This is a genomic window from Pseudomonas fluorescens (assembly GCF_001307155.1).
Taxonomy (GTDB): Bacteria; Pseudomonadota; Gammaproteobacteria; order Pseudomonadales; family Pseudomonadaceae; genus Aquipseudomonas; species Aquipseudomonas helvetica.
In genome coordinates this window covers 3,134,485-3,159,371 of sequence record NZ_CP012830.1, presented here as the reverse complement: position 1 = coordinate 3,159,371, position 24,887 = coordinate 3,134,485, and the positions used below count along the sequence as shown (strand labels likewise).

General features: G+C 59.7%; 24 protein-coding genes. 6 read left to right on the top strand and 18 right to left on the bottom strand.

The window, feature by feature from the left end:
* Positions 1–110: 110 nt before the first annotated feature.
* Together pgeF and rluD are read right to left on the bottom strand one after the other, a co-directional pair.
* A complete protein-coding gene (gene pgeF / locus AO353_RS14225; RefSeq protein WP_054595531.1) occupies positions 111–836 on the bottom strand; it encodes a peptidoglycan editing factor PgeF in 726 nt (241 codons plus the stop codon).
* Positions 833–1,795 (bottom strand): 23S rRNA pseudouridine(1911/1915/1917) synthase RluD, encoded by a 963-nt coding sequence (gene rluD / locus AO353_RS14220; RefSeq protein ID WP_054595530.1) that lies wholly within the window; start codon positions 1,793–1,795, stop codon positions 833–835. The genes pgeF and rluD overlap by 4 nt, the downstream gene beginning before the upstream one ends.
* 152 nt (positions 1,796–1,947) lie before the next feature.
* On the opposite strand from rluD, the gene AO353_RS14215 reads away from it, so the two are divergent.
* From AO353_RS14215 to AO353_RS14200, 4 genes are all read left to right on the top strand, one after another.
* The gene (locus tag AO353_RS14215; RefSeq protein WP_054595529.1) at positions 1,948–2,964 is read left to right on the top strand and encodes an outer membrane protein assembly factor BamD; all 1,017 of its coding nucleotides are present in this window, start codon (positions 1,948–1,950) and stop codon (positions 2,962–2,964) included.
* A 124-nt stretch (positions 2,965–3,088) separates the two neighbouring features.
* Positions 3,089–3,322 (top strand): PP0621 family protein, encoded by a 234-nt coding sequence (locus AO353_RS14210; RefSeq protein WP_054595528.1) that lies wholly within the window; start codon positions 3,089–3,091, stop codon positions 3,320–3,322.
* Entirely contained in the window at positions 3,312–4,901 is a 1,590-nt protein-coding gene (locus tag AO353_RS14205) for a sensor histidine kinase (RefSeq protein WP_054595527.1), read from the top strand. The genes AO353_RS14210 and AO353_RS14205 overlap by 11 nt, the downstream gene beginning before the upstream one ends.
* Positions 4,898–6,244 (top strand): sigma-54-dependent transcriptional regulator, encoded by a 1,347-nt coding sequence (locus AO353_RS14200; protein ID WP_054595526.1) that lies wholly within the window; start codon positions 4,898–4,900, stop codon positions 6,242–6,244. Before AO353_RS14205 ends, AO353_RS14200 begins: the two co-directional genes overlap by 4 nt.
* A 52-nt stretch (positions 6,245–6,296) precedes the next feature.
* Here the strand turns inward: AO353_RS14200 and thiO are convergent, their stop codons facing one another.
* Genes thiO through AO353_RS14165 form a run of 7 tightly spaced genes read right to left on the bottom strand, consistent with a single transcriptional unit; the run spans position 6,297 to position 13,134 of the window.
* The gene (gene thiO / locus AO353_RS14195; RefSeq protein WP_054595525.1) at positions 6,297–7,397 is read right to left on the bottom strand and encodes a glycine oxidase ThiO; all 1,101 of its coding nucleotides are present in this window, start codon (positions 7,395–7,397) and stop codon (positions 6,297–6,299) included.
* A 57-nt stretch (positions 7,398–7,454) separates the two neighbouring features.
* Positions 7,455–7,856, bottom strand: a complete 402-nt coding sequence (locus tag AO353_RS14190; protein ID WP_054595524.1) for a type IV pilin protein — start codon at positions 7,854–7,856, stop codon at positions 7,455–7,457.
* 15 nt (positions 7,857–7,871) lie between these two features.
* The gene (locus tag AO353_RS14185; protein WP_054595523.1) at positions 7,872–11,033 is read right to left on the bottom strand and encodes a pilus assembly protein; all 3,162 of its coding nucleotides are present in this window, start codon (positions 11,031–11,033) and stop codon (positions 7,872–7,874) included.
* Positions 11,020–11,505 (bottom strand): pilus assembly PilX family protein, encoded by a 486-nt coding sequence (locus AO353_RS14180; RefSeq protein ID WP_371917639.1) that lies wholly within the window; start codon positions 11,503–11,505, stop codon positions 11,020–11,022. The genes AO353_RS14185 and AO353_RS14180 overlap by 14 nt, the downstream gene beginning before the upstream one ends.
* Before the next feature lie 5 nt (positions 11,506–11,510).
* The gene (locus AO353_RS14175; RefSeq protein ID WP_054595522.1) at positions 11,511–12,221 is read right to left on the bottom strand and encodes a PilW family protein; all 711 of its coding nucleotides are present in this window, start codon (positions 12,219–12,221) and stop codon (positions 11,511–11,513) included.
* The gene (gene pilV / locus AO353_RS14170; RefSeq protein ID WP_054595521.1) at positions 12,218–12,664 is read right to left on the bottom strand and encodes a type IV pilus modification protein PilV; all 447 of its coding nucleotides are present in this window, start codon (positions 12,662–12,664) and stop codon (positions 12,218–12,220) included. The genes AO353_RS14175 and pilV overlap by 4 nt, the downstream gene beginning before the upstream one ends.
* The gene (locus tag AO353_RS14165) at positions 12,661–13,134 is read right to left on the bottom strand and encodes a GspH/FimT family pseudopilin (RefSeq protein ID WP_054595520.1); all 474 of its coding nucleotides are present in this window, start codon (positions 13,132–13,134) and stop codon (positions 12,661–12,663) included. Before AO353_RS14165 ends, pilV begins: the two co-directional genes overlap by 4 nt.
* Before the next feature lie 123 nt (positions 13,135–13,257).
* Here AO353_RS14165 and AO353_RS14160 point away from each other — a divergent pair, with 123 nt between their 5' ends.
* Positions 13,258–13,806, top strand: a complete 549-nt coding sequence (locus AO353_RS14160) for a GspH/FimT family pseudopilin (protein WP_054595519.1) — start codon at positions 13,258–13,260, stop codon at positions 13,804–13,806.
* On the opposite strand, the gene ispH is transcribed toward AO353_RS14160, so the two are convergent.
* From ispH to murJ, 6 genes are all read right to left on the bottom strand, one after another.
* Positions 13,783–14,730, bottom strand: coding sequence for a 4-hydroxy-3-methylbut-2-enyl diphosphate reductase (gene ispH / locus AO353_RS14155; protein ID WP_054595518.1), 948 nt, complete (start codon positions 14,728–14,730; stop codon positions 13,783–13,785). The genes AO353_RS14160 and ispH overlap by 24 nt on opposite strands.
* Positions 14,731–14,863: 133 nt before the next feature.
* Positions 14,864–15,301 (bottom strand): FKBP-type peptidyl-prolyl cis-trans isomerase, encoded by a 438-nt coding sequence (gene fkpB / locus AO353_RS14150; protein WP_173860013.1) that lies wholly within the window; start codon positions 15,299–15,301, stop codon positions 14,864–14,866.
* A gap of 7 nt (positions 15,302–15,308) precedes the next feature.
* Positions 15,309–15,821, bottom strand: coding sequence for a signal peptidase II (lspA, locus tag AO353_RS14145; protein WP_019691622.1), 513 nt, complete (start codon positions 15,819–15,821; stop codon positions 15,309–15,311).
* On the bottom strand, positions 15,814–18,645 hold the full coding sequence (ileS, locus tag AO353_RS14140) for an isoleucine--tRNA ligase (protein ID WP_054595516.1): 2,832 nt from the start codon (positions 18,643–18,645) through the stop codon (positions 15,814–15,816). Before ileS ends, lspA begins: the two co-directional genes overlap by 8 nt.
* A gap of 13 nt (positions 18,646–18,658) precedes the next feature.
* Entirely contained in the window at positions 18,659–19,597 is a 939-nt protein-coding gene (gene ribF, locus AO353_RS14135) for a bifunctional riboflavin kinase/FAD synthetase (RefSeq protein ID WP_054595515.1), read from the bottom strand.
* Positions 19,598–19,726: 129 nt separating this feature from the next.
* Complete coding sequence (murJ, locus tag AO353_RS14130) at positions 19,727–21,265, bottom strand: murein biosynthesis integral membrane protein MurJ (protein ID WP_054595514.1); 1,539 nt, start codon at positions 21,263–21,265, stop codon at positions 19,727–19,729.
* A gap of 251 nt (positions 21,266–21,516) precedes the next feature.
* Between murJ and rpsT the strand changes: the two genes are divergently transcribed.
* A complete protein-coding gene (gene rpsT / locus AO353_RS14125) occupies positions 21,517–21,795 on the top strand; it encodes a 30S ribosomal protein S20 (protein WP_003185593.1) in 279 nt (92 codons plus the stop codon).
* 120 nt (positions 21,796–21,915) lie between these two features.
* Here the strand turns inward: rpsT and AO353_RS14120 are convergent, their stop codons facing one another.
* The 3 genes from AO353_RS14120 to cgtA all read right to left on the bottom strand — a co-directional run bounded on the left by AO353_RS14120 (position 21,916) and on the right by cgtA (position 24,857).
* Complete coding sequence (locus AO353_RS14120) at positions 21,916–22,380, bottom strand: CreA family protein (RefSeq protein WP_019691618.1); 465 nt, start codon at positions 22,378–22,380, stop codon at positions 21,916–21,918.
* An 11-nt stretch (positions 22,381–22,391) separates the two neighbouring features.
* A complete protein-coding gene (gene proB, locus AO353_RS14115) occupies positions 22,392–23,510 on the bottom strand; it encodes a glutamate 5-kinase (RefSeq protein ID WP_054595513.1) in 1,119 nt (372 codons plus the stop codon).
* A gap of 123 nt (positions 23,511–23,633) precedes the next feature.
* A complete protein-coding gene (gene cgtA / locus AO353_RS14110; RefSeq protein ID WP_019691616.1) occupies positions 23,634–24,857 on the bottom strand; it encodes an Obg family GTPase CgtA in 1,224 nt (407 codons plus the stop codon).
* Positions 24,858–24,887 lie beyond the last annotated feature (30 nt).

The window sequence follows — 24,887 nt, the reverse complement described above, 5'->3', positions numbered from 1 at the left end:
AGGCCGGAGCGATGGACACACCTAAATAGAGAAACCTGCCAGATACCCCACTAGATGCGGTCAATTCTGGAGGATTCAAGCAGCGTTTGATTGATGCAGATCAGATAAGTCTAGCGTTCGAGCCAGACCAGGGAAGCAAACCGACCGGTGCGCGGACTGCGGCGGTAAGAGAAGAAGCGTGGATCGGTCACGGTGCAGAAGCCGCCACCGTAAACAGCAGTAACACCGCAGGCTGCCAGGCGCAGGCGCGCCAGCGTATAGATGTCGGCCATTAACTTGCCGGCGTTATGGCTCGGGACGAAGGCCTGATCGGTTTCCGCGAGTTGCCGGACAAAGGCTTCGCGAACTTCCGGGCCGACTTCGAACGCTTTCGGACCAATGGCCGGGCCGAGCCAGACCAGCACCTCGGCAGGGTCTACGGCCAGGCTTTCGACGGTGGCCTCCAGCACACCCGCCGCCAGACCGCGCCAACCGGCGTGAGCGGCAGCGACACGGGTGCCAGCGCGATCACAGAACAACGCTGGCAGACAATCCGCCGTCATTGCAGTACAGGCGATGCCCGGCGTGGCCGTCCAGCTGGCATCGGCCGTCGCCACTGCAGTCGGGTCGGCATAGGCCACGGTAACTCCGTGAACCTGTTGCAACCAGGCCGGTTGAATAGAGAAATGATCGGTGAGGCGACGGCGGTTCTCGGCAACCGCTTCAGGGTTGTCGTCGACGTGATCGCCCAGATTGAGGCTGTCGAACGGCGCCAGACTGACGCCGCCCGCCCGGGTGGTGACGCAGGCTTTTACCCCGGCCGGCGCGGGCCAGTCAGGAATCAGCCAGTCATTCATCCGATGAACGCCTCACGGTCTTGCTTGAGCAGCGACAGCAACCAGACGAAATCGTCCGGCAGTGGCGATTCCCAGCTCATGCGCTTACCGGTGGTCGGATGATCCAGTTCCAGGAAACGCGCATGCAGCGCCTGACGCGGGAAATGTTTCAGCGATTCAACCATGGTCACACTGGCTGCCGGCGGAATACGGAAGCGACCGCCGTAGGCAGGATCTCCGACCAACGGGAAGTTGATGTGGGCCATGTGCACGCGAATCTGGTGCGTACGACCGGTTTCCAGCTTGACCCGCACGTGAGTGTGGGAGCGGAAACGCTCGAGCACGCGGTAATGACTGACCGCCTGCTTGCCACCTTCCATCACCGCCATGCGCTGGCGTTGCTGGCCGTGACGACCGATCGGCGCGTTGATCTTGCCGCCGGCAGTGACCACGCCGATCACGATGCATTCGTAGATCCGGCTGACGCTGCGGCTCTGCAACTGCGTAACCAGCTGCGTCTGCGCCTGAATGGTCTTGGCCACCACCATCAGACCGGTGGTGTCCTTGTCCAGACGGTGCACGATACCGGCGCGCGGCACATTGATGATGTCCGGCACGTGGTGCAGCAAGGCGTTGAGCAAGGTGCCGTCGGCGTGACCGGCGGCAGGATGCACCACCAGGCCCGCAGGCTTGTTGATCACCAGGATGTCGTCATCTTCATAGACGATGTCCAGCTCGATGTCTTGAGCGATCCATTCGCCCTGAGCTTCCTGCTCGGCAGTGAGTTCAAGAATGGCGCCGCCGTGGACGATGTCTCGCGGGCGGATAACCGCTCCATCCACAGTCAGGCGGCCGTCTTTGATCCAGGCGGAAAGGCGCGAGCGCGAGTGCTCAGCGAATAATTGTGCGGCGACTTGATCGAGGCGTTGGCCGCCCAGTTCGGACGGCACCTCTGCGCGAAGTTCAATTTTATCGGACATGCTCAGACTAGGCGTCGGCTACAGCCTTTGGTTTCGGCTGCGCGCTTGTGGTTAAATACGGCGTCTTTTGCCCCGAGGCTTTTCAACGGGGCACTCATCATAACAGGACGGCCCCGCCCAAGACAGCGGCCGTCATAGGGACGCAAGCCGCCATGCAAGTGAAACACCTGCTGCTGATCGCCATCCTCGCATTGACCGCTGCTTGCTCATCGAAGGAAGTCGTCGACGAAAACCTGAGCGAGGTCGAGCTGTACCAGCAGGCCCAGCACGATCTGGATAACAATAGCTATACCAGCGCCACCGCCAAGTTGAAGGCTCTGGAATCGCGTTATCCGTTCGGCCGCTATGCTGATCAGGCTCAACTCGAACTGATTTATGCGAACTACAAGAACGCCGAGCCGGAGGCTGCCAAGTCTGCCGCCGAGCGTTTTATCCGCCTGCACCCGCAGCACCCGAACGTCGACTATGCGTACTACCTCAAGGGCCTGACCTCCTTTGACCAGGACGTCGGCCTGCTGGCGCGCTTCCTGCCGCTGGACATGACCAAGCGTGACCCGGGCGCCGCACGTGACTCCTACAACGAGTTCGCCCAGCTCACCAGCCGTTACCCGAACAGCCGCTACGCGCCAGACGCCAAGCAGCGCATGATTTATCTGCGCAACCTGCTGGCGTCCTACGAGATTCACGTAGCCGACTACTACCTGACCCGTCAGGCGTACGTTGCAGCAGCCAACCGTGGTCGTTATGTAGTGGAAAACTTCCAGGAAACCCCTTCGGTCGGTGACGGCCTGGCGGTGATGGTCGAGTCCTACCAGCGCCTGCACCTGGACGAACTGGCCAACACCAGCCTCGAAACCCTGAAGCTCAACTACCCGAACCACCCGACCCTGGTCGACGGTCAGTTCGTACCACGCGTTGCCGAAGCCGACAACCGTTCGTGGCTGAGCAAGGCCACTCTGGGCCTGATCGAGTCCCGCCCACCGCTGCCGCCGGGCGAAACCCGCGCCAACCAGGACGTGATGAAGCAGTTCCAGGATGCCAAGGACGCGATCCCTGCCGAGCTCAAGCCTAAAGAAGGCGATGCGGTTGAAGAACAGCCGCACGAGGCCGAAGGCAAAAGCAGCGACCGCTCATGGTTCAGCCGCCTGACCTTCGGTGTGTTCGACTGACACCTTGGGGCACCAAAAAGGGAGACTTTCGAGTCTCCCTTTTTTATGCCCGCGTTTTATTGCGCTGTGCGCTTCTCCAGTCCTTGGCTAAACTGCCGGATTATTCATTGCAAAGCGGTTCATCATGCTTCGTTTACTGTTCTGGATTGCCCTGATTGCTGCAGCAGTATGGTTCTGGCGCAAGTTCAAGCGCCCAGACGAAACCTCCCATACGTCCAGCGAACTCGATGCACCGCCCATGGTTCGCTGCGCCCATTGCGGCGTACACCTGCCACGCGACCGCGCGCTGAGCCTTCAACAACAGTGGTATTGCAGCCAGGCTCACCTCGAGCAAGGCCCGAGTTCACGTGATCGCTGAGATCTCGAGCCCTGGCGACAAACAGGCCCAGCGACTGCTGCGCCTCTATCATCTCTACCGTTTAAGCATCGGCCTCCTTCTGGTGCTGCTGATCTCCAGCAACATGGACAACCAGTTGCTGGAGTTCACCAACGACGACCTGCTGCGCAATGGCAGTTGGTTGTACCTGATTCTGAATATCCTGCTGGTGGTATTTGCGGGAAACCCCAGACAACCCGCACAGATCTTCGGCCTCACGCTGGTTGATATCCTGCTGTTATCAGTGCTGTTCTATGCCGCAGGTGGCGTCCCCAGCGCCATCGGCAATCTGCTGATCGTGTCCGTGGCGATCGGCAATACACTGCTGCGCCGGCGCATCGGCCTGCTGCTCGCGGCAGTCGCCGCCATCGGTATCATTTCCCTGACTTTCTCCCTGAGCGGCAGCCACCCGACTGGCGCCAATCACTACTTGCAAGCCGGCACCCTGGGCGCCCTGTGCTTTGCCGCAGCCTTGCTGGTGCAAGGCCTGACCCGACAACTGGAGGTCAGCGAGAGTCTGGCCCAGCAGCGCGCCAGCGAAGTGGTCAGCCTGGAAGCGCTCAATGCGCTGATCCTGCAACGCATGCGCACCGGCATCCTGGTACTCGACAGTGAGCGCCGGGTTCAGTTGGCCAATCACAGCGCCTTGAGTCTGTTTGGCCAGACACACCTCGACGGCCAACTCATCGACGATTATTCGACAGCCTTGGTCGAGCGCCTGCAACTCTGGTTCAACAACCCGACCTTGCGCCCACAAAGCCTGAAAGTCGCCCGCACTGGCCTGGAACTGCAACCGAGCTTCATCGCGCTGGGCCTGAACGAACAACGCCAGACCCTGGTATTTCTCGAAGACCTTGCCCAGGTCGCGCAACAAGCCCAGCAACTCAAGCTTGCAGCACTGGGGCGGCTGACCGCAGGCATTGCCCATGAAATCCGCAACCCATTGGGTGCCATCAGCCATGCGGCGCAGTTGCTGAACGAGTCTGAGGAACTGATCGGCGCCGACCGGCGTCTGACGCAGATTATTCAGGACCATTCTCAACGCATGAACCGAGTGATAGAAAACGTCCTGCAGCTTTCACGGCGCCAGCAAGTCGTACCGCAACGGCTCGACTTGAAGCAGTGGCTGGAGCAGTTCGTGTGCACGGTGCGCGAAGGAGCAACGGATCGCCAACAGATTCATCTGAACGCCGGACCAGGCCCCTTCACCACCTTGATAGACCCAGACCAACTGACTCAGGTGCTCGATAACCTGTTGCGCAATGCCTGGCGCCACAGCGCCCTTGCGCATGAACAGGCCGAAGTCTGGCTCACGCTGTTTATCGACCCCGACAGTCAGCTTCCAACCCTGGATGTGCTGGACAATGGGCCCGGCGTTTCAGCGGAGCAGCAAGCACATTTGTTCGAACCGTTCTTCACCACCAGTAGCCAGGGTACTGGCCTGGGTCTCTATCTGTCCCGTGAGCTGTGCGAAAGCAACCAGGCCCGCCTAGACTTCAAACCACGCCAAGGCGGCGGCTGCTTTCGCATCACCTTTGCTCACGGACGGAAACAAAGTTGAAGACAAGCCCACGGCAAAAAGTCCTGATCGTCGATGACGAACCGGATATTCGCGAACTTCTGGAAATCACCCTCGGCCGAATGAAACTCGATACGCTGAGCGCGCGTAATGTCGGCGAAGCGCGGTCGTTGCTGGCCCAGGAGCGGTTCGACCTGTGCCTGACCGATATGCGGTTGCCCGACGGTACCGGCCTGGAGCTGGTGCAGCACATTCAGCTGACCCATCCCTACGTGCCTGTGGCGATGATCACCGCTTATGGCAGCCTTGATACCGCCATCAACGCGCTGAAAGCCGGTGCCTTCGACTTCCTGACCAAACCGGTGAACCTCACCCGACTGCGCGAGCTGGTGGTCAGCGCCCTGCGCTTGCCGGTCGCGGGCGACGCTGCCAGTGCCATCGATCGCCGGCTGCTCGGCGACTCAGTGCCCATGCGCAACCTGCGCACACAAATCGACAAACTGGCGCGCAGCCAGGCACCGGTGTACATCAGCGGCGAATCCGGCAGTGGAAAGGAGCTGGTCGCCCGACTGATTCATGAACAAGGTCCACGCAGTGGCCAGCCATTTGTGCCGGTCAACTGCGGGGCAATTCCGTCCGAATTGATGGAAAGCGAGTTTTTCGGTCATCGCAAAGGCAGTTTCAGCGGCGCCATCGAAGACAAACCCGGGCTGTTCCAGGCGGCTAACGGTGGGACGTTGTTTCTCGATGAAGTGGCCGACTTGCCGCTGGCGATGCAGGTCAAGTTGCTGCGCGCGATTCAGGAGAAGGCGGTACGCAGCATCGGCGGACAGCAGGAAGCCATCATTAATGTGCGAATACTCTGTGCGACCCACAGGGATCTGGACGCCGAAGTGGCCGCTGGGCGCTTTCGGCAGGATTTGTACTATCGGCTGAATGTCATCGAGTTGCGCGTCCCGCCGCTACGCGAGCGCCGTGACGACATCGAGCTGCTGGCCAGTCATGTACTCAAGCGTCTCGCGGCAGGCAGCGGCTTGCCGGCCGTCCATCTCCAGCCGCAAGCCCTCGATGCACTCAAGCACTACCGTTTTCCGGGTAACGTCCGCGAGCTGGAAAACATGCTCGAACGCGCGTACACCCTGTGCGAAAACAAGCAGATCGAAGCCAGCGACCTGCGCCTGACTGATGGCAATTGCAGCGCCGATACGGGATTGCCGGACCTGACGAAAATCGACAACCTTGAGCAGTATCTGGAGAACGTCGAACGCAAACTGATTCTCCAGGCGCTCGAAGAAACCCGCTGGAACCGCACAGCGGCGGCCCAACGGCTGAACCTGTCGTTTCGGTCGATGCGTTACCGGCTGAAAAAGCTGGGGCTGGACTGAGGCCGTTTTATATAGACGACCCTCGCCACAGGCTGTGCTTTTGCCTGAAGGACTAGATTCGCCCGGTCGGTGCATAAGGCGCCGGATCGATAACCGGTTCGCGCCCCAGCATTACATCCGCAAATAACTGGCACGACGCCGGCGCCAGCACCAACCCGTTGCGGTAATGCCCGCAATTAAGCCATAACCCGGAAAATCCGGGCACTGCGCCAATGTACGGAATCCCTTCCGGCGAACCCGGCCGCAGCCCCGCCCAATGCCCGACCACTTCGGCCTCGGCCAGCGCCGGAATCAGCTCGACCGCCGAGGCCTTGAGGCTTTCCAGCGCGGACTCGGTCGGTGTCTTGTCGAACCCTTCATGTTCCAGTGTACTGCCGATCAGGATATGCCCGTCTCGGCGCGGAATGGCGTAACGGCCCTTGGCCAGAATCATGCTCGACAGGAAGTCAGACGCGCACTTGTAGAGAATCATCTGCCCCTTGACCGGCTCGACCGGTAGATCCAGGCCCAGGGTTTTCAGTAAATCACCGCTCCAGGCGCCAGCGGTCAGTACTACCTGATCGCCATGGATCGAGCCTTTTGAAGTCTCGACGCCCACTACCGCATCGCCTTCACGGATGAACGCGCTGACCTCGCACTGTTCGTGAATAGTCACGTTAGGCAGCGCCAGCAAGGCTGCCTTGAGCGACTTCACCAGTCGCGGGTTACGCACATTAGCGACATCGGCCATGTAGATTGCCCGCGAGAACCCCTGCCCCAATACCGGCACGGCATCGTGAGCAGCCGAAATATCCACAGGGCTCAGCGGACGATTTTCGCGTTTTGCCCAGGCCAGCGCCTCAGCCTCGTCATCCAGATCCAGCCAGTACAGGCCCGTGGTGTGCACCTCGGGATCGACCCCGGTGCTCGTAAACAGACGTTCAGCCAGTTGTGGATAAAAATCCTGGGACCAGTGGGCCAATGCGGTGACCGCCGGGCTGTAGCGCCACGGGTACAGCGGCGAAACGATGCCGCCACCGGCCCACGAAGATTCCTGCCCCACGTTCGAGCGATCCAGCAGGACCACGCTCTGCACGTGCGACGCCAGATTAAACGCGGTCAGCAGGCCGATCACCCCACCGCCGACAATCACCACTTGCTGTTGCTTGGCCATCATCTGATCCAACGATAAAAAAGACAGGGGGCGCCAAACGCGCCCGAGGAAAGGTACTCAGCGACCCCAGCAATCCTTGGTGGTCAGCCCGGTCGTCGCATTGTTCATGCCTCTGACGCCGGTGTTGCTGAGGGTGAAATCCCCACATTTGTCACTGGCCATCGTTGACCCGGCCTTGCGCACGGCGGTGAGCAAGAAGGTCTGATCGGTCAGTGTCGGGGTAATGGTGTAGTAGTCATTGCCGGCACTCAGCCCGGTAGCGTTGCTGTACACATTGTTTTTCGAATAGAACCGTTCAAGGTTTTGCGCCTGCTCGGACAGCAGCCCGGCAATTTCGGTGCGATGGCTTCGCTTCACGTACTCGGTAAGGAGTGGAGCGGAAATGGTCACCACAATCCCGATGATCGCAATCACGATCATAATTTCGATCAGGGTAAAACCTTGGTTGGATCTGCGCATTGCCTCAACTCTCACTTACTGTATTTGTCGCCACATGATTCGACGGCTACCACCGCCGGATTTTTCAACCAGAGTGGTGATGCCACCACTGGAGTCGTTCACGATCTTGCGGGTTGCACTGTTGACGATCGCATTCAGCGTCGGAATACCACCGGTAAAAATCACCCCGCTGGAGATCGTGTCGTTCGTGTCGACCAGGCCATCGCCATTGGTGTCGAGCACCGCATAGTTGAGCATCTTACCGCTGAACGCATCGAGTTCGACCAGTTTGCCGTTGCCAAAGCTTGAACAGGGGTCCGTGGTGTCGATGCTGGCCGTGGTAAATACAATTCGCCCGAGCACCAGGGCCGCCTGGTTGATCACCCGCTCACCGGTCAGGGCATTGTTGTACACCAGCGGCAAGTACCAGCCGTTCTGCGCCGGATAGGTCACGGGGTTCTGTGAGGTAGTGATGAACTGCCCCCCGGCGGTCCCCGTGAAAACCCCGGTCACAGCCTGCGCCTGCAAGCTCGACACGCTGATCTGCCCCGAACCTCCATCAGCATCCCACACCCCATAAAACGCTTGCTGGTCCTTGCTGAGCTTGTCAGCAGTCTCGTTGAATTTCCCGGTACCGAAAAACACCTCCTTGCCGTTGATCGGATGGTCCGCCAGCAACGGTTGCGCAGTAATCGGCTGCGTCGCGCCGCCCGGTGCAGTGAATAGCGGCTTACCGGAAAAGGCCACGCCCCAGCTGGCGGGGTTCGAGCTGCTCAAGTCGAACTTCCACATCCGGCCTTTCAAATCACCGCCATAGGCCGCCTGCACAATGCTTTGCGAGTCGACCTTGAGCTTGACCGATGACAGGCCATTGGTGGTTTCGGTGCTGTCGATAACGATTTTCCTGATCAGCGAACCATCGCGAATATCCACCACGTACAGCGCGGCAACACCCGAATTGCTGCCGTAGCCATTGGAGATGAAGGCCGCCCAGCGACCATCGGCCAAGCGTGCCACTTCCGGCCGCGCGTAGGCATAACCCAGATCATTGAAAGCGTTCGCAGTGTTGGCGGTGGTCGGCGCGCTGATTTCCCACAAGGCGTTGGTCACGTTCCCCGCCGTCCCATCAAACAGCTGCACGGCGTAAAAGGTCTTGCCGCCCGCCCCCACGCCACCCAGGGCCAGGGTTTTCCAGGCGTTGTTGAGTTGGGCATCGAATACACCGACCTGGCCATCGTTGAGGAACTTGTGGCTGGTGCCATTGATGTAGGCGGTATCGGCGATGAAATGCAGCGACGACAGCACGCTGGAAGGCATGTAGCCGTAGAGCCGTGCACCGTTGCCGGCGTTGATGACATTGACGAAGCCATCGTTGGCATTCACCACCAGGCTGGTGTTCATGTTCGCGGCTTTGCTGGTCAGGAACGTGCTGTAACTGGTACTCCCGGCCAGGTCCGAAGCGGTTTTGTCAGTGGGCGATGCCAGCGTCAATGGCGAGTTGATGATGTCCCCAAGCAGCACGGCACGAGTCTTCAAACCGGTTTTATTGGTGCCCTTGCTCCACTCCACCAGATCGCTGCCGCTGATACCGGTCGGCAAGTTCTGGCTGAGGCTGGTTTGCTGGGTGCTGGAAAAGTTGCCGTAGGCCAGGGTAACCGCGGCGTTGGTTGTGGTGTTCCAGGACTGATAAGTCGGCGCCGTCGCGCCGGGAACAATGGCTGTGTCGGTGGTCCACAGCACAGAAGTGGTGTCCACGGCTCCGCTTGAGGTGAAGCCAAAGGCCTTGATCGTGCCACGCCAGTCCTTGGGGTCGTAGCCGGTCTGAAAATAGCTGGAGCCACTGGTCAGCGTGTTGCTGCTGGCGACGCCGCTGCCACCCGAGCCAGCCTTGGTGGAGATGTCGCTCAAGGCTGCCGATAACGCGGTGTTGAGGCTGGCGCTGTCGGTTGCCTGATAGTACTTGCCCTGCCCGTAACGGGCGGCATCCGCCAACATCTGATTGGCGGTCGTGAACCCCACCGTGTAGGTGTTCAGGTTCTGCTTGGGGAAGTCCGGTGAACTCCAGCTTTTGCCCGCCAGATCCGTGCCGGTGGAGCGCATATCGATATCGAACGCGAATTTGGCGATATCGTCCAGGTACAGGGTGTCACCCTCGTCATCGCCGTTTAGGTCGTTACCGTCATTGTTGATCCCGTCCCAGTTGGGCAGCCGGGTGCCACCGAGTGGATCGTCGTTCGGAAAACTCCGGTCGTACGTCGGCAGACCATCAGTGATGACCACCCCGTAGTTCTTCTGGCAGCGGTACTGGATCGGACTGGTGTAGGTGGCTGGCCCGGAGTTGTAGTACGGCGTCATGCCGCGAAAATAGCGGGTGATTTCGTAGTAGGTTTCTGCCAGTGGTGTATTGGATATCGCGCTCAGGGCGCCGACAGAAGAGATCAGCGCGTTGTAGTTGGCGTCCGCCTGGGCCTGGGTCACGCTGCCGCTGACCACCGTCAGATCACTGATGTCGTTGACGATGTAACCGCCATTACCGGCATTATTGTTGCCGATACCACTGCCAACGCCGTTGCCATGATTACCATCACTGTTGCCATGGGTATTCGGCGAGTTATAGGTTGCCAGACCGAAACGCAGCCCGCGATTACTGGTGATCAGCGCCGTGGCTACGTTGCGCGCCACGTTGATTCGGTAGTCATTGGGTATCGAGCCGTCGGTGAAGTCGCGATTGTTGCCGTTGGCCAGGCTCACCAGGTAGGAAATGTAGTTATCGGAATAACGGGTGTTGCCGCCGCCCACCGGGTCAGGGAGCTTGAGGCACAGCGGCGTCAGGCTGTTTTTGTAGAACGCGTAGTAACCGCTGGAACATCCCGACTGGGGCAAACTGGACAGCAGGATCGGATCGCCAACGATAGCCGAGCCACTAAAGCACAAGCCAAAGAGCGCGTTACATTGCTGGGCCGGAGTTCGTGAAACGGTCGGGGCAAACCCCGAGGCATAGATGATGCTGTTCATGCTCCCCGAATCATCGAGCAGCAGCAGTACGTTTGGCGCGACTGCCGACGCGCCGAGCAGTGGTGAATCCGATGGCGTGAAGGCATACGCCGGTGCGGCCAGATAAAGCCCCAGCAGCCAGCCGCAGACTAACTGCGTCAACCAACGGCGCGGCTCCCGACGACGAGCCTCAGTATTTCGCATAGATGCTCTCCACCACACTGCGCGAAGTACCCGCCAACCCGACGGCGGTGACCCGATAGAGCGTCGCCGAAGTGTTGCTCGGGATATTCACGGCGCTCAACGTAGTGCCCAGGTTCTGCACACCGTAAAAGCCGCTGCCGGCAGCGATCCAGGTCACCCCGGAGGTGGCGTTGAAGCCAGCAGCCGTGATCACTGAAGATTCGGCCGGCGGGGCACATTGGGTGGTGTTGGCGCAGGCCGCCAGGGTGTATGCGCTCAGTTGTACGGCGCTTTCACCGATCCGCAACGCTGCCTCTGCGCCCTGGAAAGATTGATTGCGCAGCGTCACGCTGCCGGCCATTTTTTCCTGGAGCGTGGCGTTCTGCATCGACGAGATACCAATCAGCGTCAACAGCAGCAGAAACACCAGGCTCATCAGCAGTGCCATGCCGCGCTGGGCGTGTGCCTTGAGGGGCGAAAGAATCATTGGCATCGCCCCTACATCAACCGGTTGCGCAAAGCGGCAACCACGTTGAAAGTCTGATTGCGCACGCGGTTGTTGGGGTCCGTCAGGGTCAGGGTCAAACGCACACTGCGGATTCGCGTCGGGTCGGTCGGATTGCTGCTGTAACTCGACGCGGCAACATCGGTGGCGCTGGTGGCCATGCCGAAGGTCACGTTGAAAGCACTGACGTTGTTCACCAGTACCGCCGATGCACCGCCGGTGCCAGAGGTCATCAGGATCTGGCCATTGCTCAGGCTATAGGCCAACCGCCGGATCGGAAACGCCAATTGCCCGGCTACGGGGGTGTGCGCCCCTGAGTAGGCCGTTGCGCTGGTTCGGCAGTCAGACACCACAGTCCAGGTAGGCACGCCACCGTTGCCGCCGACATCCGACGTCACCAGGGTCAGTTTGAGCGCGGTGTTGTCCCAACTGATGGGGGTGATCTGGCTGGCATTGAAGTCGCCGGCCGAGCTCGCGTCGGTAATCGTCCCCAGGCAACCGAACATCCCGACCATGCGAATTTCCTGAATCATTTTGCTCAGGACAAACCGCGCATCCTCCTGCATCCCGGCAGAAGTGCTCTGGCTGATGTAGGTGCTTTTCGCCGATATAAAAATCTGCGCCACGCCGAGCACCACGATCAAGCTGATCGCCATGGCGATCATCAGCTCGATCAGACCAAACCCTCGGGAAGAACGATTCATGGCGTCGTCACTGGATCGACGGTGGCGCGGCTGCTCAGGACAAAGCTGCGAGTCGAAGTAGCGGCGGCTGCCCGCGAGTCATCCCAGGTAATGGTGATGGTATACACCCGCTGGTTCAGGCTAATGCTGCCCGTAGCGGTCGGGCCGCCGAAGCTGATGATATTGGTGGTGAAGTCATACAGGTCCTGATCCCGGGTGACATTCAAATTGCCCGAGGTCGGCGGCGTGACGGTGTAGTCGGCCGCAGAATTGGCGCGAATCCGGTCCATCATGTCGTAGGCGATAAAGCTCGCCTGGCTGCTCATGAGCGAGCTGTCGGTGTACTTCAGCGCATTCAGCTGAGTCGCCGCCGCGCCCAATAGCCCTACGCTCAGAATCAACAGCGCAACCAACACTTCGATCAGTGTCATGCCGTCCTGTGCACGCGATCCCGCTCCTGTCATCCGCAACTTCCACCCAAGACAATCCGTCCGTTTAAACACACGCTGAGCGTCCGGCTCTGCGCCCCTGATACGTAATTGAACAGCACTGCCGTGGCCGGCGCCGACAACCCACCCAAGTTGTTGAAATCGATGCTGGTCACTCCAGAGGTTAGCGTCAGAGTGGCGCCGCTGCTCATCGCCGGAATAACCCGCAATACATTCGCCGGTGAACCGGTGCTGTCGTACACCGTCAACTCCCCGGTCCAGACGCTGCCGCCGGCTGTTGGCCGGATGCGCGTGGTGATGCCCCGGTCGATCGCCTCCAGGCGGGCGTAATTGAGTCCTCGCTGCAAATCACTGATTTCGGTATCGGCCTTGGCGTTCTGTATTGAACTGTTGAACGCCGGTACCGCCAGGGTGAGCAGAATCGCCATGACCGCAAGGATCACCAGCAATTCGACCAGCGTGAAACCTTTTGTACGATGATTCATCGCTGCCCTCCGCTGCCAACGACTACACCTAGATGTATCAAGCTAGAACATTCAACCGGTAGCCGCAGGGTTGTTTTGACATTCGTTGCACAACCCAACGCCCTCTCCAGGGAAGGAGATGCCATGCATCAGAAGGGTTTCGGTCTGATAGAACTGCTTATCGGACTGGCAATCGCAGCGATCGTTCTGCACCAGGTCAGTCCGGTGCTCAGCGAGTACACGCAATCAGTGAGTCGCGAGACCGCGGCGCAAACACTCGCCAGCGGCATGCGCAACGCCCGCACCGAGGCCATCCTGCGCAATCAGACCCTTGTCATCCACGCGTTGAACGACGATTGGGGTCAAGGCTGGCGAATCATTCTGGACATTAGTGGCGAGGGGCATCAGGACAGCAGCAACCCGCTGTTGCTCGAGCGCCAGACAAGCGTCGGGGTGCCGATTGTGGGCAATCGGCCGGTGAGGAGTTTTGTACGGTTCAGCGGTCTGGGCGAGCCGCAGTTGCCCAGCGGTGCCTTTCAGGCCGGGACGTTGCACATCTGCGCGGACCGCGAGCCGGTCAGTCATCACCAGGTGGTGCTGTCCAGAAGCGGCCGCGTCAGCCTGCGCAGCGACAAGGCCGAGCAGGCCTTGTGTGCGGGAGGTGAGGAATCAGAGCAGGGAGCGAACGCGTAGCTCTTTGGGCATGGAGAAGGTGATGTTCTCCTCGCGACCGGCCAGTTCATCGGCACCGATCGCGCCCCAGACCTGCAGTTGCTCGATAACGCCACGAACCAGCACTTCCGGTGCCGAGGCCCCGGCGGTGATGCCGATACGCTCGACGCCATCGAACCAGCTGCGCTGCATGTCTTCGGCACCGTCGATCAGGTACGCCGGGGTAGACATGCGCTCAGCCAGCTCGCGCAAGCGGTTGGAGTTGGAGCTGTTCGGGCTGCCGACCACCAGCACCACGTCACATTCGTCAGCCAGTTGCTTGACGGCGTCCTGACGGTTTTGCGTGGCGTAGCAGATGTCGTCCTTGCGTGGGCCGCCAATGGCCGGGAAACGAGTGCGCAAGGCATCGATCACACGGCTGGTGTCGTCCATCGACAAGGTGGTCTGAGTGACGAAGGCGAGTGTTTCAGGATTGCGCACATTCAACGCGGCAACGTCCTTTTCGTCTTCGACGAGGTAGATCGCACCACCGTTGCTAGCGTCGTACTGGCCCATGGTGCCTTCGACTTCCGGGTGACCGGCGTGGCCGATCAGAATGCACTCACGACCGTCGCGGCTGTAGCGCGCCACTTCGATGTGCACTTTGGTCACCAATGGGCAAGTCGCATCGAAGACCTTCAGGCCACGGCCTGCAGCTTCGGTACGAACGGCCTGGGAAACCCCATGGGCGCTGAAAATCACGATGACGTCGTCCGGCACCTGATCCAGTTCTTCAACGAAGATTGCCCCGCGTGCGCGCAGGTCTTCAACGACGAATTTGTTGTGGACCACTTCGTGGCGCACATAGATTGGCGGCCCGAAGACTTCCAGGGCGCGGTTGACGATTTCGATCGCCCGGTCCACGCCGGCGCAGAAACCACGGGGGTTGGCGAGTTTGATTTGCATGCTGTGCCTCGTGTCTTGCGCGCAAGAAATTAGATCATTTGTAGGAGCTGAGCTTGCTCGCGATGACTGATTGTCATCCAACATCAATGTTGAATGTCAGGCCCTCATCGCGAGCAAGCTCAGCTCCTACAGGTTACAGCGCTTTGACGTTGATGATTTCTACGTCAAAGGTCAATGTCTTGCCAGCCAGCGGGTGGTTGAAGTCGATGGTCACCTGAGCGTCATCGAATGCCTTGACCACACCGGGCAGCTCAGTATTCGCCGCATCGTTGAAGATCACCAGCAAGCCTTCGGACAGTTCCATATCCTGGAACTGCGAACGCGGGATGATCTGCACGTTTTGCGGGTTGGGCTGGCCAAAGGCGTTTTCTGGCTGAATCGTCAGATTACGCTTGTCACCCGCCTTGAAGCCAAACAGCGCAGCTTCGAAACCTGGCAGCAGGTTGCCGTCGCCGACCTTGAAGGTCGCCGGGGCTTTGTCGAAGGTACTGTCGACGGTGTCGCCGTTCTCCAGGCGCAATGCAAAGTGCAATGTGACTTCCGTGTTCTGGCCGATGCGTTGCTCAGCCAATACCTGTTCAGTCATGAACGGCTTCTCCGGTCTTCTTGCTTTTGAACATATCCAGCGCGAGCATCACAGCCCCGACGCTGATGGCGCTGTCGGCAAAGTTGAACGCCGGGAAATACCAGCGGTTCTGCCAATGCACCAGAATGAAATCGATCACATGGCCCAGGGCAATGCGGTCGTACAGGTTACCCAGCGCACCGCCGAGCACCAGTGCCAGCGCAATCGCCAGCCAGGTGTCGTTGCGCCCCAGACGCTTGAGCCAGACCACCAGCACCGCACTGACCACGACCGCGATCAGGGCAAACAACCAGCGCTGCCAGCCGGAGCTGTCAGCCAGGAAACTGAAGGCCGCGCCTGTGTTGTAGGCCAGGGTCCAGCTGAAATAATCAGGGATCACCACGATTTGCTGGTACATGGTCAACGAGCTTTCGAAGTGGAACTTGCTGGCCTGGTCAATGACCAGAACCAGCACGCTCAACCAGAGCCAGCTCAGCCGTCCGAAACGGCTAGCAGCATTAGGCATAGTGACGAACCTCGCCAGCACCGCTGATGTTGTCGACGCAACGACCGCAGATTTCCGGATGCTCGGGGTTCACGCCAACGTCTTCACGGCAGTGCCAGCAACGGGCGCACTTGGCGAAGCTCGACTTGACCACTTTGAGTTTCAGACCGCTGACTTCGGTTTCAACCGCGTCGGCCGGCGCTTGCACGAACGGTGCAATGCTCGCGGTCGAGGTGATCAGCACGAAGCGCAGTTCGTTGCTCAGCTTGGCCAGGTCGGCGCTCAGCGCCTCTTCGGCGAACAGCGTCACTTCGGCTTGCAGGTTACCGCCCACGGCCTTGGCCGCGCGCTGGATTTCCATTTCCTTGTTGACCGCGACCTTGACCGCCATGATCCGCTCCCAGTAGGCGCGGTCCAGTTCGAAGCCTTCCGGCAACTCGCTGAGGCCTTCGTACCAGGTGTTGAGCATGACCGATTCATTGCGCTCGCCCGGCAGGTATTGCCACAGCTCATCAGCGGTGAACGCAAGGATCGGCGCGATCCAGCGCACCAGCGCTTCGGAGATGTGGAACAGCGCGGTTTGCGCCGAACGGCGGGCCTTGCTGTTGGCGCCAGTGGTGTACTGACGGTCCTTGATGATGTCGAGGTAGAAACCGCCCAGCTCCTGCACGCAGAAGTTGTGCACCTTGGAGTAGACGTTCCAGAAACGGTATTCACCGTAGTGCTCTTGCAGCTCGCGTTGCAGCAGCAAGGTACGGTCCACGGCCCAACGGTCCAGCGCGAGCATTTCTTCTGCCGGCAGGATGTCGGTGGCCGGGTTGAAACCGGTCAGGTTGGAAAGCAGGAAGCGCGCGGTGTTACGAATCCGCCGGTAGGCGTCCGCACTGCGTTGCAGGATCTGGTCGGAAACCGCCATTTCGCCTGAATAATCGGTCGAAGCGACCCACAGGCGCATGATATCGGCGCCCAGGGTGTCGTTGACTTTCTGCGGCGCGATCACGTTGCCCAGGGACTTGGACATCTTGCGACCGGCTTCGTCGACGGTGAAACCGTGGGTCAGCAGTTCGCGGTACGGCGCGTGGTTGTCGATGGCGCAACCGGTCAACAGCGACGAGTGGAACCAGCCGCGGTGTTGGTCGGAACCTTCCAGGTACAGGTCGGCACGCGGACCGTTCTCGTGGCCCATCGGGTGCGAACCGCGCAGGACGTGCCAGTGCGTGGTGCCCGAATCGAACCAGACGTCGAGGGTATCGCTGATCTTGTCGTACTGCGGCGCTTCGTCACCGAGCAGCTCGGCCGCGTCCATCTTGAACCAGGCTTCGATACCTTCGACTTCGACGCGCTGGGCGACCTCTTCCATCAGCTCGACGGTGCGTGGGTGCAGCTCGCCGCTTTCCTTGTGCAGGAAGAACGGGATCGGCACGCCCCAGTTGCGCTGACGGGAGATGCACCAGTCCGGACGGTTGGCGATCATCGAGTGCAGGCGCGCCTGGCCCCAGGCCGGTACGAATTTGGTGTCTTCGATGGCTTTGATCGCGCGTTTGCGCAAGGTGTCGCCAGTTGCCGGCTGTTTGTCCATGCCGATGAACCACTGCGCCGTAGCGCGGTAGATCAGCGGGGTCTTGTGACGCCAGCAGTGCATGTAGCTGTGTTCGATGATGCTGGTGTGCAGCAGCGCACCGACTTCCGTCAGCTTGTCGACGATAGCCGGGTTGGCCTTCCAGATGAACTGGCCGCCGAAAAACTCCAGCGACGGCACGTAAACGCCGTTGCTTTGCACCGGATTGAGGATGTCGTCGTTGACCATGCCGTAAGCTTTGCAGGTCACGAAGTCGTCTACACCGTAGGCCGGCGAGGAGTGAACCACGCCAGTGCCGGCGCCCAGTTCGACGTACTCGGCCAGGTAAACCGGCGACAGGCGATCGTAGAACGGGTGGCGGAAGTTGATCAACTCCAGCGCCGCGCCAGTGGCTGTGGCGATGACCGAACCTTCAAGGTTGTAGCGAGCCAGGCACGACTCGACCAGCTCTTCAGCCAGCACCAGCAGTTTGTCGCCGACGTCGACCAGGGCGTAGTTGAACTCAGGGTGAACGTTCAGCGCCTGGTTGGCCGGGATGGTCCACGGGGTGGTGGTCCAGATCACGATCGAAGCCGGTTTGCCCAACGATGGCAGGCCGAAGGCGGCAGCCAGTTTGGCTTCGTCGGCAATCGGGAAGGCGACGTCGATGGTCGAGGACTTTTTGTTCTCGTATTCAACTTCGGCTTCAGCCAGGGCCGAACCGCAGTCGAAGCACCAGTTCACAGGCTTGAGGCCCTTGAACACGAAACCACCCTTGACGATTTCCGCCAAGGCGCGGATTTCGCCGGCCTCGTTCTTGAAATCCATGGTCTTGTACGGGTTGGCGAAGTCACCCAGCACACCCAGGCGGATGAACTCGGACTTCTGGCCTTCGATCTGCTCGGTGGCGTAGGCACGGCACAGCTCACGGGTTTTATCCGCCGTGAGGTTCTTGCCGTGGGTCACTTCGACTTTGTGCTCGATCGGCAGACCGTGGCAGTCCCAGCCCGGAACATAAGGCGCATCGAAACCCGAAAGGGTCTTCGAGCGGATGATCATGTCCTTGAGAATCTTGTTGAGCGCATGACCGATATGAATGGTGCCGTTGGCGTACGGAGGACCGTCGTGCAGAACGAACTTCGGACGATCCTTACCAATCTCACGCAACTTCTGGTACAGGCCAATGCTGTCCCAGCGCTGCAGAATCTGCGGTTCGCGCTGAGGCAGGCCGGCCTTCATTGGGAAGGCGGTGTCCGGAAGGTTTAGCGTGGCTTTATAGTCGGTCATTTAAGGCTCTTCATTAGCGATTGGCGCTAGGTGCGGCTAGGGCACGGGCGGCGGCGACATCCGCATTGATCGCCGTCTTAAGCGCCTCCAGAGAGGCGAAACGCTGCTCTTCGCGCAGCTTGTGGTGGAAAACCACCGTCAAACGCCGGTCATACAGATCGCCGGCAAAATCTAGAATATGGACTTCAAGGTGGGCTTTGCCATCACCTTCAACCGTTGGCCGAACACCAATATTGGCGACGCCCGGCCAGGTCTTGCCGTCGACTTCGACGCTCACCAGGTAAACCCCGGTCAGCGGTACACGACGACGCTTGAGTTGCACGTTGGCGGTTGGCGTACCCAATTGGCGCGCCAGCTTCTGCCCGTGCAGGACCCGCCCGGCAATCCCGAACGGATGGCCGAGCAAGCGCTCGGCCAAGGTAAAATCAGCGGCGGCCAAGGCATTACGCACTTGCGTGCTGCTGACACGCAACCCGTCCAGTTCAACGGTCTGCGCCGCTTCGACGGTGAACCCCTGGACGGCCCCGGCCTGTAGCAGGAAATCGAAATCCCCTACCCGATCACAGCCGAAACGGAAGTCGTCACCGACCTCCAGATGCTGCACACCCAGGCCATCGACCAGAATGGTGTCAACGAACTCGGCAGCGCTGAGCTTGCTCAAACGATGATTGAAAGCCAGGCACAGAACCCGGTCAACCCCTTCGGCGGCCAGCAACTGCAGCTTGTCGCGCAAGCGCGCCAGACGGGCGGGAGCCGTGTCCGGGGCGAAAAACTCACGCGGCTGCGGCTCGAAAATCACCACGCAGCTGGGTACACCCAACTCGAGCGCACGCTCACGCAGTCGGGCCAGGATAGCCTGGTGACCACGGTGAACACCGTCAAAGTTGCCAATAGTGGCGACACAGCCCCGATGCTGGGGGCGCAAATTGTGGAGGCCTCGAACCAGCTGCATAACGCGCTTCTTGCTCATAAAGTGGTCGATTATAACCACACCCGGCGGCCGACAACAGGCAACACCGTAACCCAAAGTGATCGAACCGACAAAACTGGCGCCCGACCCGCGATTATTGATGCCGCGTCTTCAGTTCAACGCCTTGCGATTGAAGTCCCGCAGACGGAAGCCCATCAACGCCAACATACCGAAATAGGTCACCACACCAGCACCGACCAAAGCCCCCAGACGCAGGAAGCGCCCCGGCATGTGCCCTTCGCCCCAGGCCGGCATGAAATGCATCGCCCCCAGCAGAACCACGGACATCACCGTCACCGCAACCACCAGTTTGAGCCCGAACAGGCCCCAGCCTGGCTGTGGCTGATACATCTTCTGTTTGCGCAACTGATAGAACAACAAACCGGCGTTGATACATGCACCCAAGCTAATGGCCAAGGCCAGCCCTGCGTGTTTCAACGGGCCGATCAAGGCCAGGTTGAACAACTGAGTGACGACCAGCGTGAAAATCGCGATTTTTACCGGTGTGCGAATGTTTTGTTGCGCATAGAAACCCGGCGCCAGCACTTTAATCACGATAATCCCGAGCAAACCGACCGAGTAGGCAATCAGGGCACGCTGGGTCATCGAGGCATCAAATGCGCTGAATTGACCGTACTGGAACAGCGAAACGGTCAGCGGCTCCGCCAGAATCCCCAGCGCCAGCGAGCACGGCAGCACCAGCACGAAGCACAGGCGCAGACCCCAATCGAGAATACGCGAGTATTCGTGGCGATCCTTGCTGGCGTAGGTTTTGGCCAGCGTCGGCAGCAAAATCGTGCCCAATGCCACACCGAGAACGCCGGATGGCAATTCCATCAGGCGGTCGGCGTAATACATCCAGGACACCGAACCCGCCACCAGAAACGAGGCAAAAATGGTGTTGATGATCAACGAAATCTGGCTGACCGAGACCCCGAGGATCGCCGGCAGCATCTGTTTCATCACCCGCCAGACACCGGTGTCGCGCAGATTAAGGCGTGGCAACACCAACATGCCGATTTTTTTCAGGTGCGGCAGTTGATAGAGCAATTGCGCCAGGCCACCGACCAGCACGGCCCAGCCCAGCGCCATTACCGGCGGATCGAAGTACGGCGTCAGGAACAATGTGAAGACGATCATGCTGACGTTGAGCAGCGTCGGCACGAAGGCCGGCACCGAAAAACGGTTCCAGGTATTGAGGATCGCCCCGGCCAGCGAGGACAGCGAGATCAGCAATATATAAGGAAAGGTCACTCGTAACAGGCTGGAGGTCAGCTGGAATTTTTCCGGCGTATTGGTAAACCCCGGGGCCGTTGCCCAGATGACCCAGGGCGCCGCGACCATCCCCAGAATCGTGACCAGCGCCAGTACCAGCGTGAGCAAGCCCGACACGTAAGCGATGAAAGTTCGTGTCGCCTCCTCGCCCTGCTGACTTTTGTATTCCGCCAGGATCGGCACAAAGGCCTGGGAAAACGCCCCCTCGGCGAATATTCGCCGCAACAGATTGGGCAGTTTGAAGGCGATAAAGAAGGCGTCTGTGGCCATCCCGGCGCCAAATATGCGTGCGACGAGCGTGTCACGGACGAACCCCAGAACCCGGGAAAGCATCGTGATAGAGCTGACGGCGGCCAACGATTTAAGCAGGTTCATTGAAGAGTTTTTGCCTGTCGATAAACAGCAGGCGAACAAACCGCCCACTTATGCGATACTCCGCGCCGCAACAGCACAGAGCCAAAGCTCGCGAGTTTACAGGTCAAGCGCCGGAAATAAATATCCCGCCTCTTTAGATCGACCACTCAGCGGAACGCATCACCCGCCCTTGACAAGACTTCAACTCATCGGCATGATTCGCGGCCTATTTTGTTTGCTATTTCCTAAAAAGTCTTTCGAGGAGCTCGACGGTGGCCAACACACCTTCCGCCAAAAAACGTGCAAAACAGGCTGAGAAGCGTCGCAGCCACAACGCCAGCCTGCGTTCCATGGTTCGTACCTACATCAAGAATGTAGTTAAAGCCATCGACGCAAAAGACGCTGAAAAAGCGCAAGCCGCTTACGTTCTGGCCGTGCCAGTTATCGACCGTATGGCCGATAAAGGCATCATCCACAAGAACAAAGCTGCTCGCCATAAGAGCCGCCTGAATGGCCACGTCAAGGCTCTGAACGTTGCCGCTGCTGCCTAAGCGACACGCTCATTAAAAAACCGACCCCAGGGTCGGTTTTTTATTGCCTGCGATTTAGCGAATGCAGTGCAAAAAAAGTGGGCGCGAGCCCGCTCGCTCCCACACTGGATTTGCATCAGATTACTGAGCGTGTGCCCACGGCAAAATCGGAATCGCGGTCACGGCATTCTGCGGACTGCCTTCGATCAGGCGATCGCTGTAGACCAGGTACACCAGGGTGTTGCGCTTCTTGTCGAGGAAACGCACCACCTGCATGGTCTTGAACACCAGCGATGTGCGCTCCTTGAACACCTCTTCGCCATCCTTGAGCTCACCCTTGAAGCTGATCGGGCCGACCTGACGACAAGCAATGGACGCTTCCGACCGATCCTCGGCCAACCCCAGACCACCCTTCACACCACCCGTCTTGGCTCGCGACAGGTAGCAGGTCACGCCATCGACCTTCGGATCATCAAATGCCTCGACGACAATGCGGTCATTCGGCCCGACAAATTTGAACACGGTCGATACTTGACCGATTTCTTCAGCCGAAGCCAGCAGCGGCATCGCCAACAGCAACCCCAACAATCCTTTTGCCATGCGCATTCGCGTTTTCCTTAAACCAGAATCAGGTTATCGCGGTGAACCAGCTCCGGTTCCGCCATGTAACCCAGCAAACCGACAATCGCCTCAGACGATTGACCGATGATTTTTTGCGCCTCAAGCGCACTGTAGTTGGCCAAACCACGAGCAATCTCACGACCGTCCGGCGCCACGCACACCACCATTTCACCGCGACGGAAGCTGCCCTGAACCAGCTTGACGCCAACCGGCAGCAGACTTTTATTACCCCGAGACAACGCCGTGACCGCCCCCTCATCCAGCACCAGCGTGCCGCGAGTCTGCAAGTGCCCGGCCAGCCACTGCTTGCGCGCCGCCAGCAGGCCGCGCTCAGGCGACAGCAAGGTGCCGATGCGCTCGCCCGCCTTCAGACGATCCAGCACACGCTCAAGACGCCCGCCCACGATGATCGTGTGAGCCCCCGAACGCGCCGCCAGACGCGCCGCGCGCAATTTGGTCTGCATACCGCCACGACCCAACGCACCGCCAGTGCCGCCCGCGACCGCGTCCAGCGCCGGATCATCGGCGCGCGCTTCGTAAATCAGCTTGGCATCAGGGTTGTTGCGCGGATCGGCGTCGAACATGCCGTCACGATCAGTGAGGATCACCAACAGGTCAGCCTCGACCAGGTTGGCCACCAGCGCCGCCAGCGTATCGTTGTCACCGAAACGGATTTCGTCGGTGACCACCGTATCGTTCTCGTTGATCACCGGAATGACCTTGAGATCGACCAGCGCACGCAAGGTGCTGCGGGCGTTGAGGTAACGCTTGCGATCAGACAAGTCATCGTGAGTCAGGAGAATCTGCGCCGTGTGCCGGCCATGCTCGGCAAAGCTCGACTCCCAGGCCTGCACCAACCCCATCTGACCGATGGCGGCAGCCGCCTGCAACTCGTGCATCGCACTGGGTCGTGCGGTCCAGCCAAGGCGACTCATACCTGCCGCCACCGCCCCCGAGGACACCAGCACCAGCTCGACACCCGCCTCATGCAGCGCGACCATCTGCTCAACCCAGACGCTCATTGCTGCGCGATCCAGACCCTTGCCGTCAGCCGTCAGCAAAGCGCTGCCGATCTTCACGACCCAACGCTGCGCACCTGTCACCTTGCTCCGCATCATCTTCAACCTTAGCTTGAGGACAGCGCGACCCAGCGCTGCCCGTAACGTTATTCGTGACTACCGATTTCCAGATACCAAAACGCCGCTCGATAGAGCGGCGCTTAAGTTTACTGCAACGAATCAGTCGCGCACGTAAATGATTTCCGGACCATCTTCATCATCCACATCTTCTTCATCCCAGTCATCGTCACCGATGTCATGGACCGACTTCACGCCGCTGCGGCGCAGGGCACGCTGGTCATCCAGCGCCTGCAACTGGGCACGGGCTTCGTCTTCGATGCGCTGATCGAGATCGGCCAACTCTTCCTTGTAGACCGGATCGTTAGCCAGACGATCGGCACGATCCTCCAGGTAACGCATGATGTCGCGCGTCAGGCGCTCGGTGCCTTCTTTGGCAATGGCCGAGATCACGTAGACCGGACCGGTCCACTCCAGACGATCAACGATCTCCTTGACCCGCTCTTCGTGCTCTTCTTCAAGGATCTGGTCGCACTTGTTCAGCACCAGCCAGCGATCACGCTCTGCCAGCGAAGGGCTGAACTTGGTCAGCTCGCTGACAATGACTTCAGCTGCGTCCGGAGCACTGGTGTCATCCAGCGGCGCCATGTCGACGAGGTGCAGCAACAGGCGAGTACGCGACAAGTGCTTGAGGAAGCGAATCCCCAGGCCCGCGCCATCGGACGCACCCTCGATCAGACCCGGAATGTCGGCAATGACGAAGCTCTTCCAGCGATCGACGCTGACCACGCCGAGGTTTGGCACCAGCGTGGTGAACGGATAATCGGCAACTTTCGGCTTGGCCGCCGAGACCGAACGGATAAAGGTACTTTTGCCGGCATTCGGTAAGCCCAGCAGACCCACGTCGGCCAACACCTTCATTTCCAGCTTGAGATCACGCTGCTCGCCCGGCTTGCCTGGCGTAGTCTGGCGCGGTGCGCGGTTGGTACTGGATTTGAAACGGGTGTTACCCAGACCGTGCCAGCCGCCATGCGCCACCAACAGACGCTGACCAGCCTTGGTCAGGTCGCCAATGACTTCTTGCGTAGCAGAGTCAATGACCGTGGTGCCGACCGGAACCCGCAGGACCAGCTCCTCACCTTTTTTACCGGTGCAGTCAGTGCTGCCGCCGTTGGCGCCACGCTCGGCATCAAAGTGCCGGGTGTAACGGTAGTCAACCAGGGTGTTGAGGTTTTCGTCGGCGATCATGTAGACCGAGCCACCGTCACCACCGTCACCGCCGTTAGGACCGCCGTTTTCGATGAATTTTTCCCGACGGAAACTCATGCAGCCATTGCCGCCGTCGCCAGCCTTTACTCGAATCGATACTTCATCAACAAACTTCATAACAAAACGCCTCTCGCCATACGGACGAGC

Excerpts from the sequence above, each read along its gene's own strand:
- pilV (WP_054595521.1), bottom strand. The coding sequence starts at position 12,664 with ATGACAGGAGCGGGATCGCGTGCACAGGACGGCATGACACTGATCGAA.
- ileS (WP_054595516.1), bottom strand. The coding sequence starts at position 18,645 with ATGACCGACTATAAAGCCACGCTAAACCTTCCGGACACCGCCTTCCCA.
- murJ (WP_054595514.1), bottom strand. The coding sequence starts at position 21,265 with ATGAACCTGCTTAAATCGTTGGCCGCCGTCAGCTCTATCACGATGCTT.
- thiO (WP_054595525.1), bottom strand. The coding sequence starts at position 7,397 with ATGGCCAAGCAACAGCAAGTGGTGATTGTCGGCGGTGGGGTGATCGGC.
- cgtA (WP_019691616.1), bottom strand. The coding sequence starts at position 24,857 with ATGAAGTTTGTTGATGAAGTATCGATTCGAGTAAAGGCTGGCGACGGC.
- pgeF (WP_054595531.1), bottom strand. The coding sequence starts at position 836 with ATGAATGACTGGCTGATTCCTGACTGGCCCGCGCCGGCCGGGGTAAAA.
- AO353_RS14215 (WP_054595529.1), top strand. The coding sequence starts at position 1,948 with ATGCAAGTGAAACACCTGCTGCTGATCGCCATCCTCGCATTGACCGCT.
- ribF (WP_054595515.1), bottom strand. The coding sequence starts at position 19,597 with ATGCAGCTGGTTCGAGGCCTCCACAATTTGCGCCCCCAGCATCGGGGC.
- ispH (WP_054595518.1), bottom strand. The coding sequence starts at position 14,730 with ATGCAAATCAAACTCGCCAACCCCCGTGGTTTCTGCGCCGGCGTGGAC.
- AO353_RS14160 (WP_054595519.1), top strand. The coding sequence starts at position 13,258 with ATGCATCAGAAGGGTTTCGGTCTGATAGAACTGCTTATCGGACTGGCA.
- AO353_RS14175 (WP_054595522.1), bottom strand. The coding sequence starts at position 12,221 with ATGAATCGTTCTTCCCGAGGGTTTGGTCTGATCGAGCTGATGATCGCC.
- AO353_RS14165 (WP_054595520.1), bottom strand. The coding sequence starts at position 13,134 with ATGAATCATCGTACAAAAGGTTTCACGCTGGTCGAATTGCTGGTGATC.
- AO353_RS14185 (WP_054595523.1), bottom strand. The coding sequence starts at position 11,033 with ATGCGAAATACTGAGGCTCGTCGTCGGGAGCCGCGCCGTTGGTTGACG.
- lspA (WP_019691622.1), bottom strand. The coding sequence starts at position 15,821 with ATGCCTAATGCTGCTAGCCGTTTCGGACGGCTGAGCTGGCTCTGGTTG.
- rluD (WP_054595530.1), bottom strand. The coding sequence starts at position 1,795 with ATGTCCGATAAAATTGAACTTCGCGCAGAGGTGCCGTCCGAACTGGGC.
- AO353_RS14210 (WP_054595528.1), top strand. The coding sequence starts at position 3,089 with ATGCTTCGTTTACTGTTCTGGATTGCCCTGATTGCTGCAGCAGTATGG.
- proB (WP_054595513.1), bottom strand. The coding sequence starts at position 23,510 with ATGCGGAGCAAGGTGACAGGTGCGCAGCGTTGGGTCGTGAAGATCGGC.
- AO353_RS14120 (WP_019691618.1), bottom strand. The coding sequence starts at position 22,380 with ATGCGCATGGCAAAAGGATTGTTGGGGTTGCTGTTGGCGATGCCGCTG.
- AO353_RS14190 (WP_054595524.1), bottom strand. The coding sequence starts at position 7,856 with ATGCGCAGATCCAACCAAGGTTTTACCCTGATCGAAATTATGATCGTG.
- AO353_RS14180 (WP_371917639.1), bottom strand. The coding sequence starts at position 11,505 with ATGCCAATGATTCTTTCGCCCCTCAAGGCACACGCCCAGCGCGGCATG.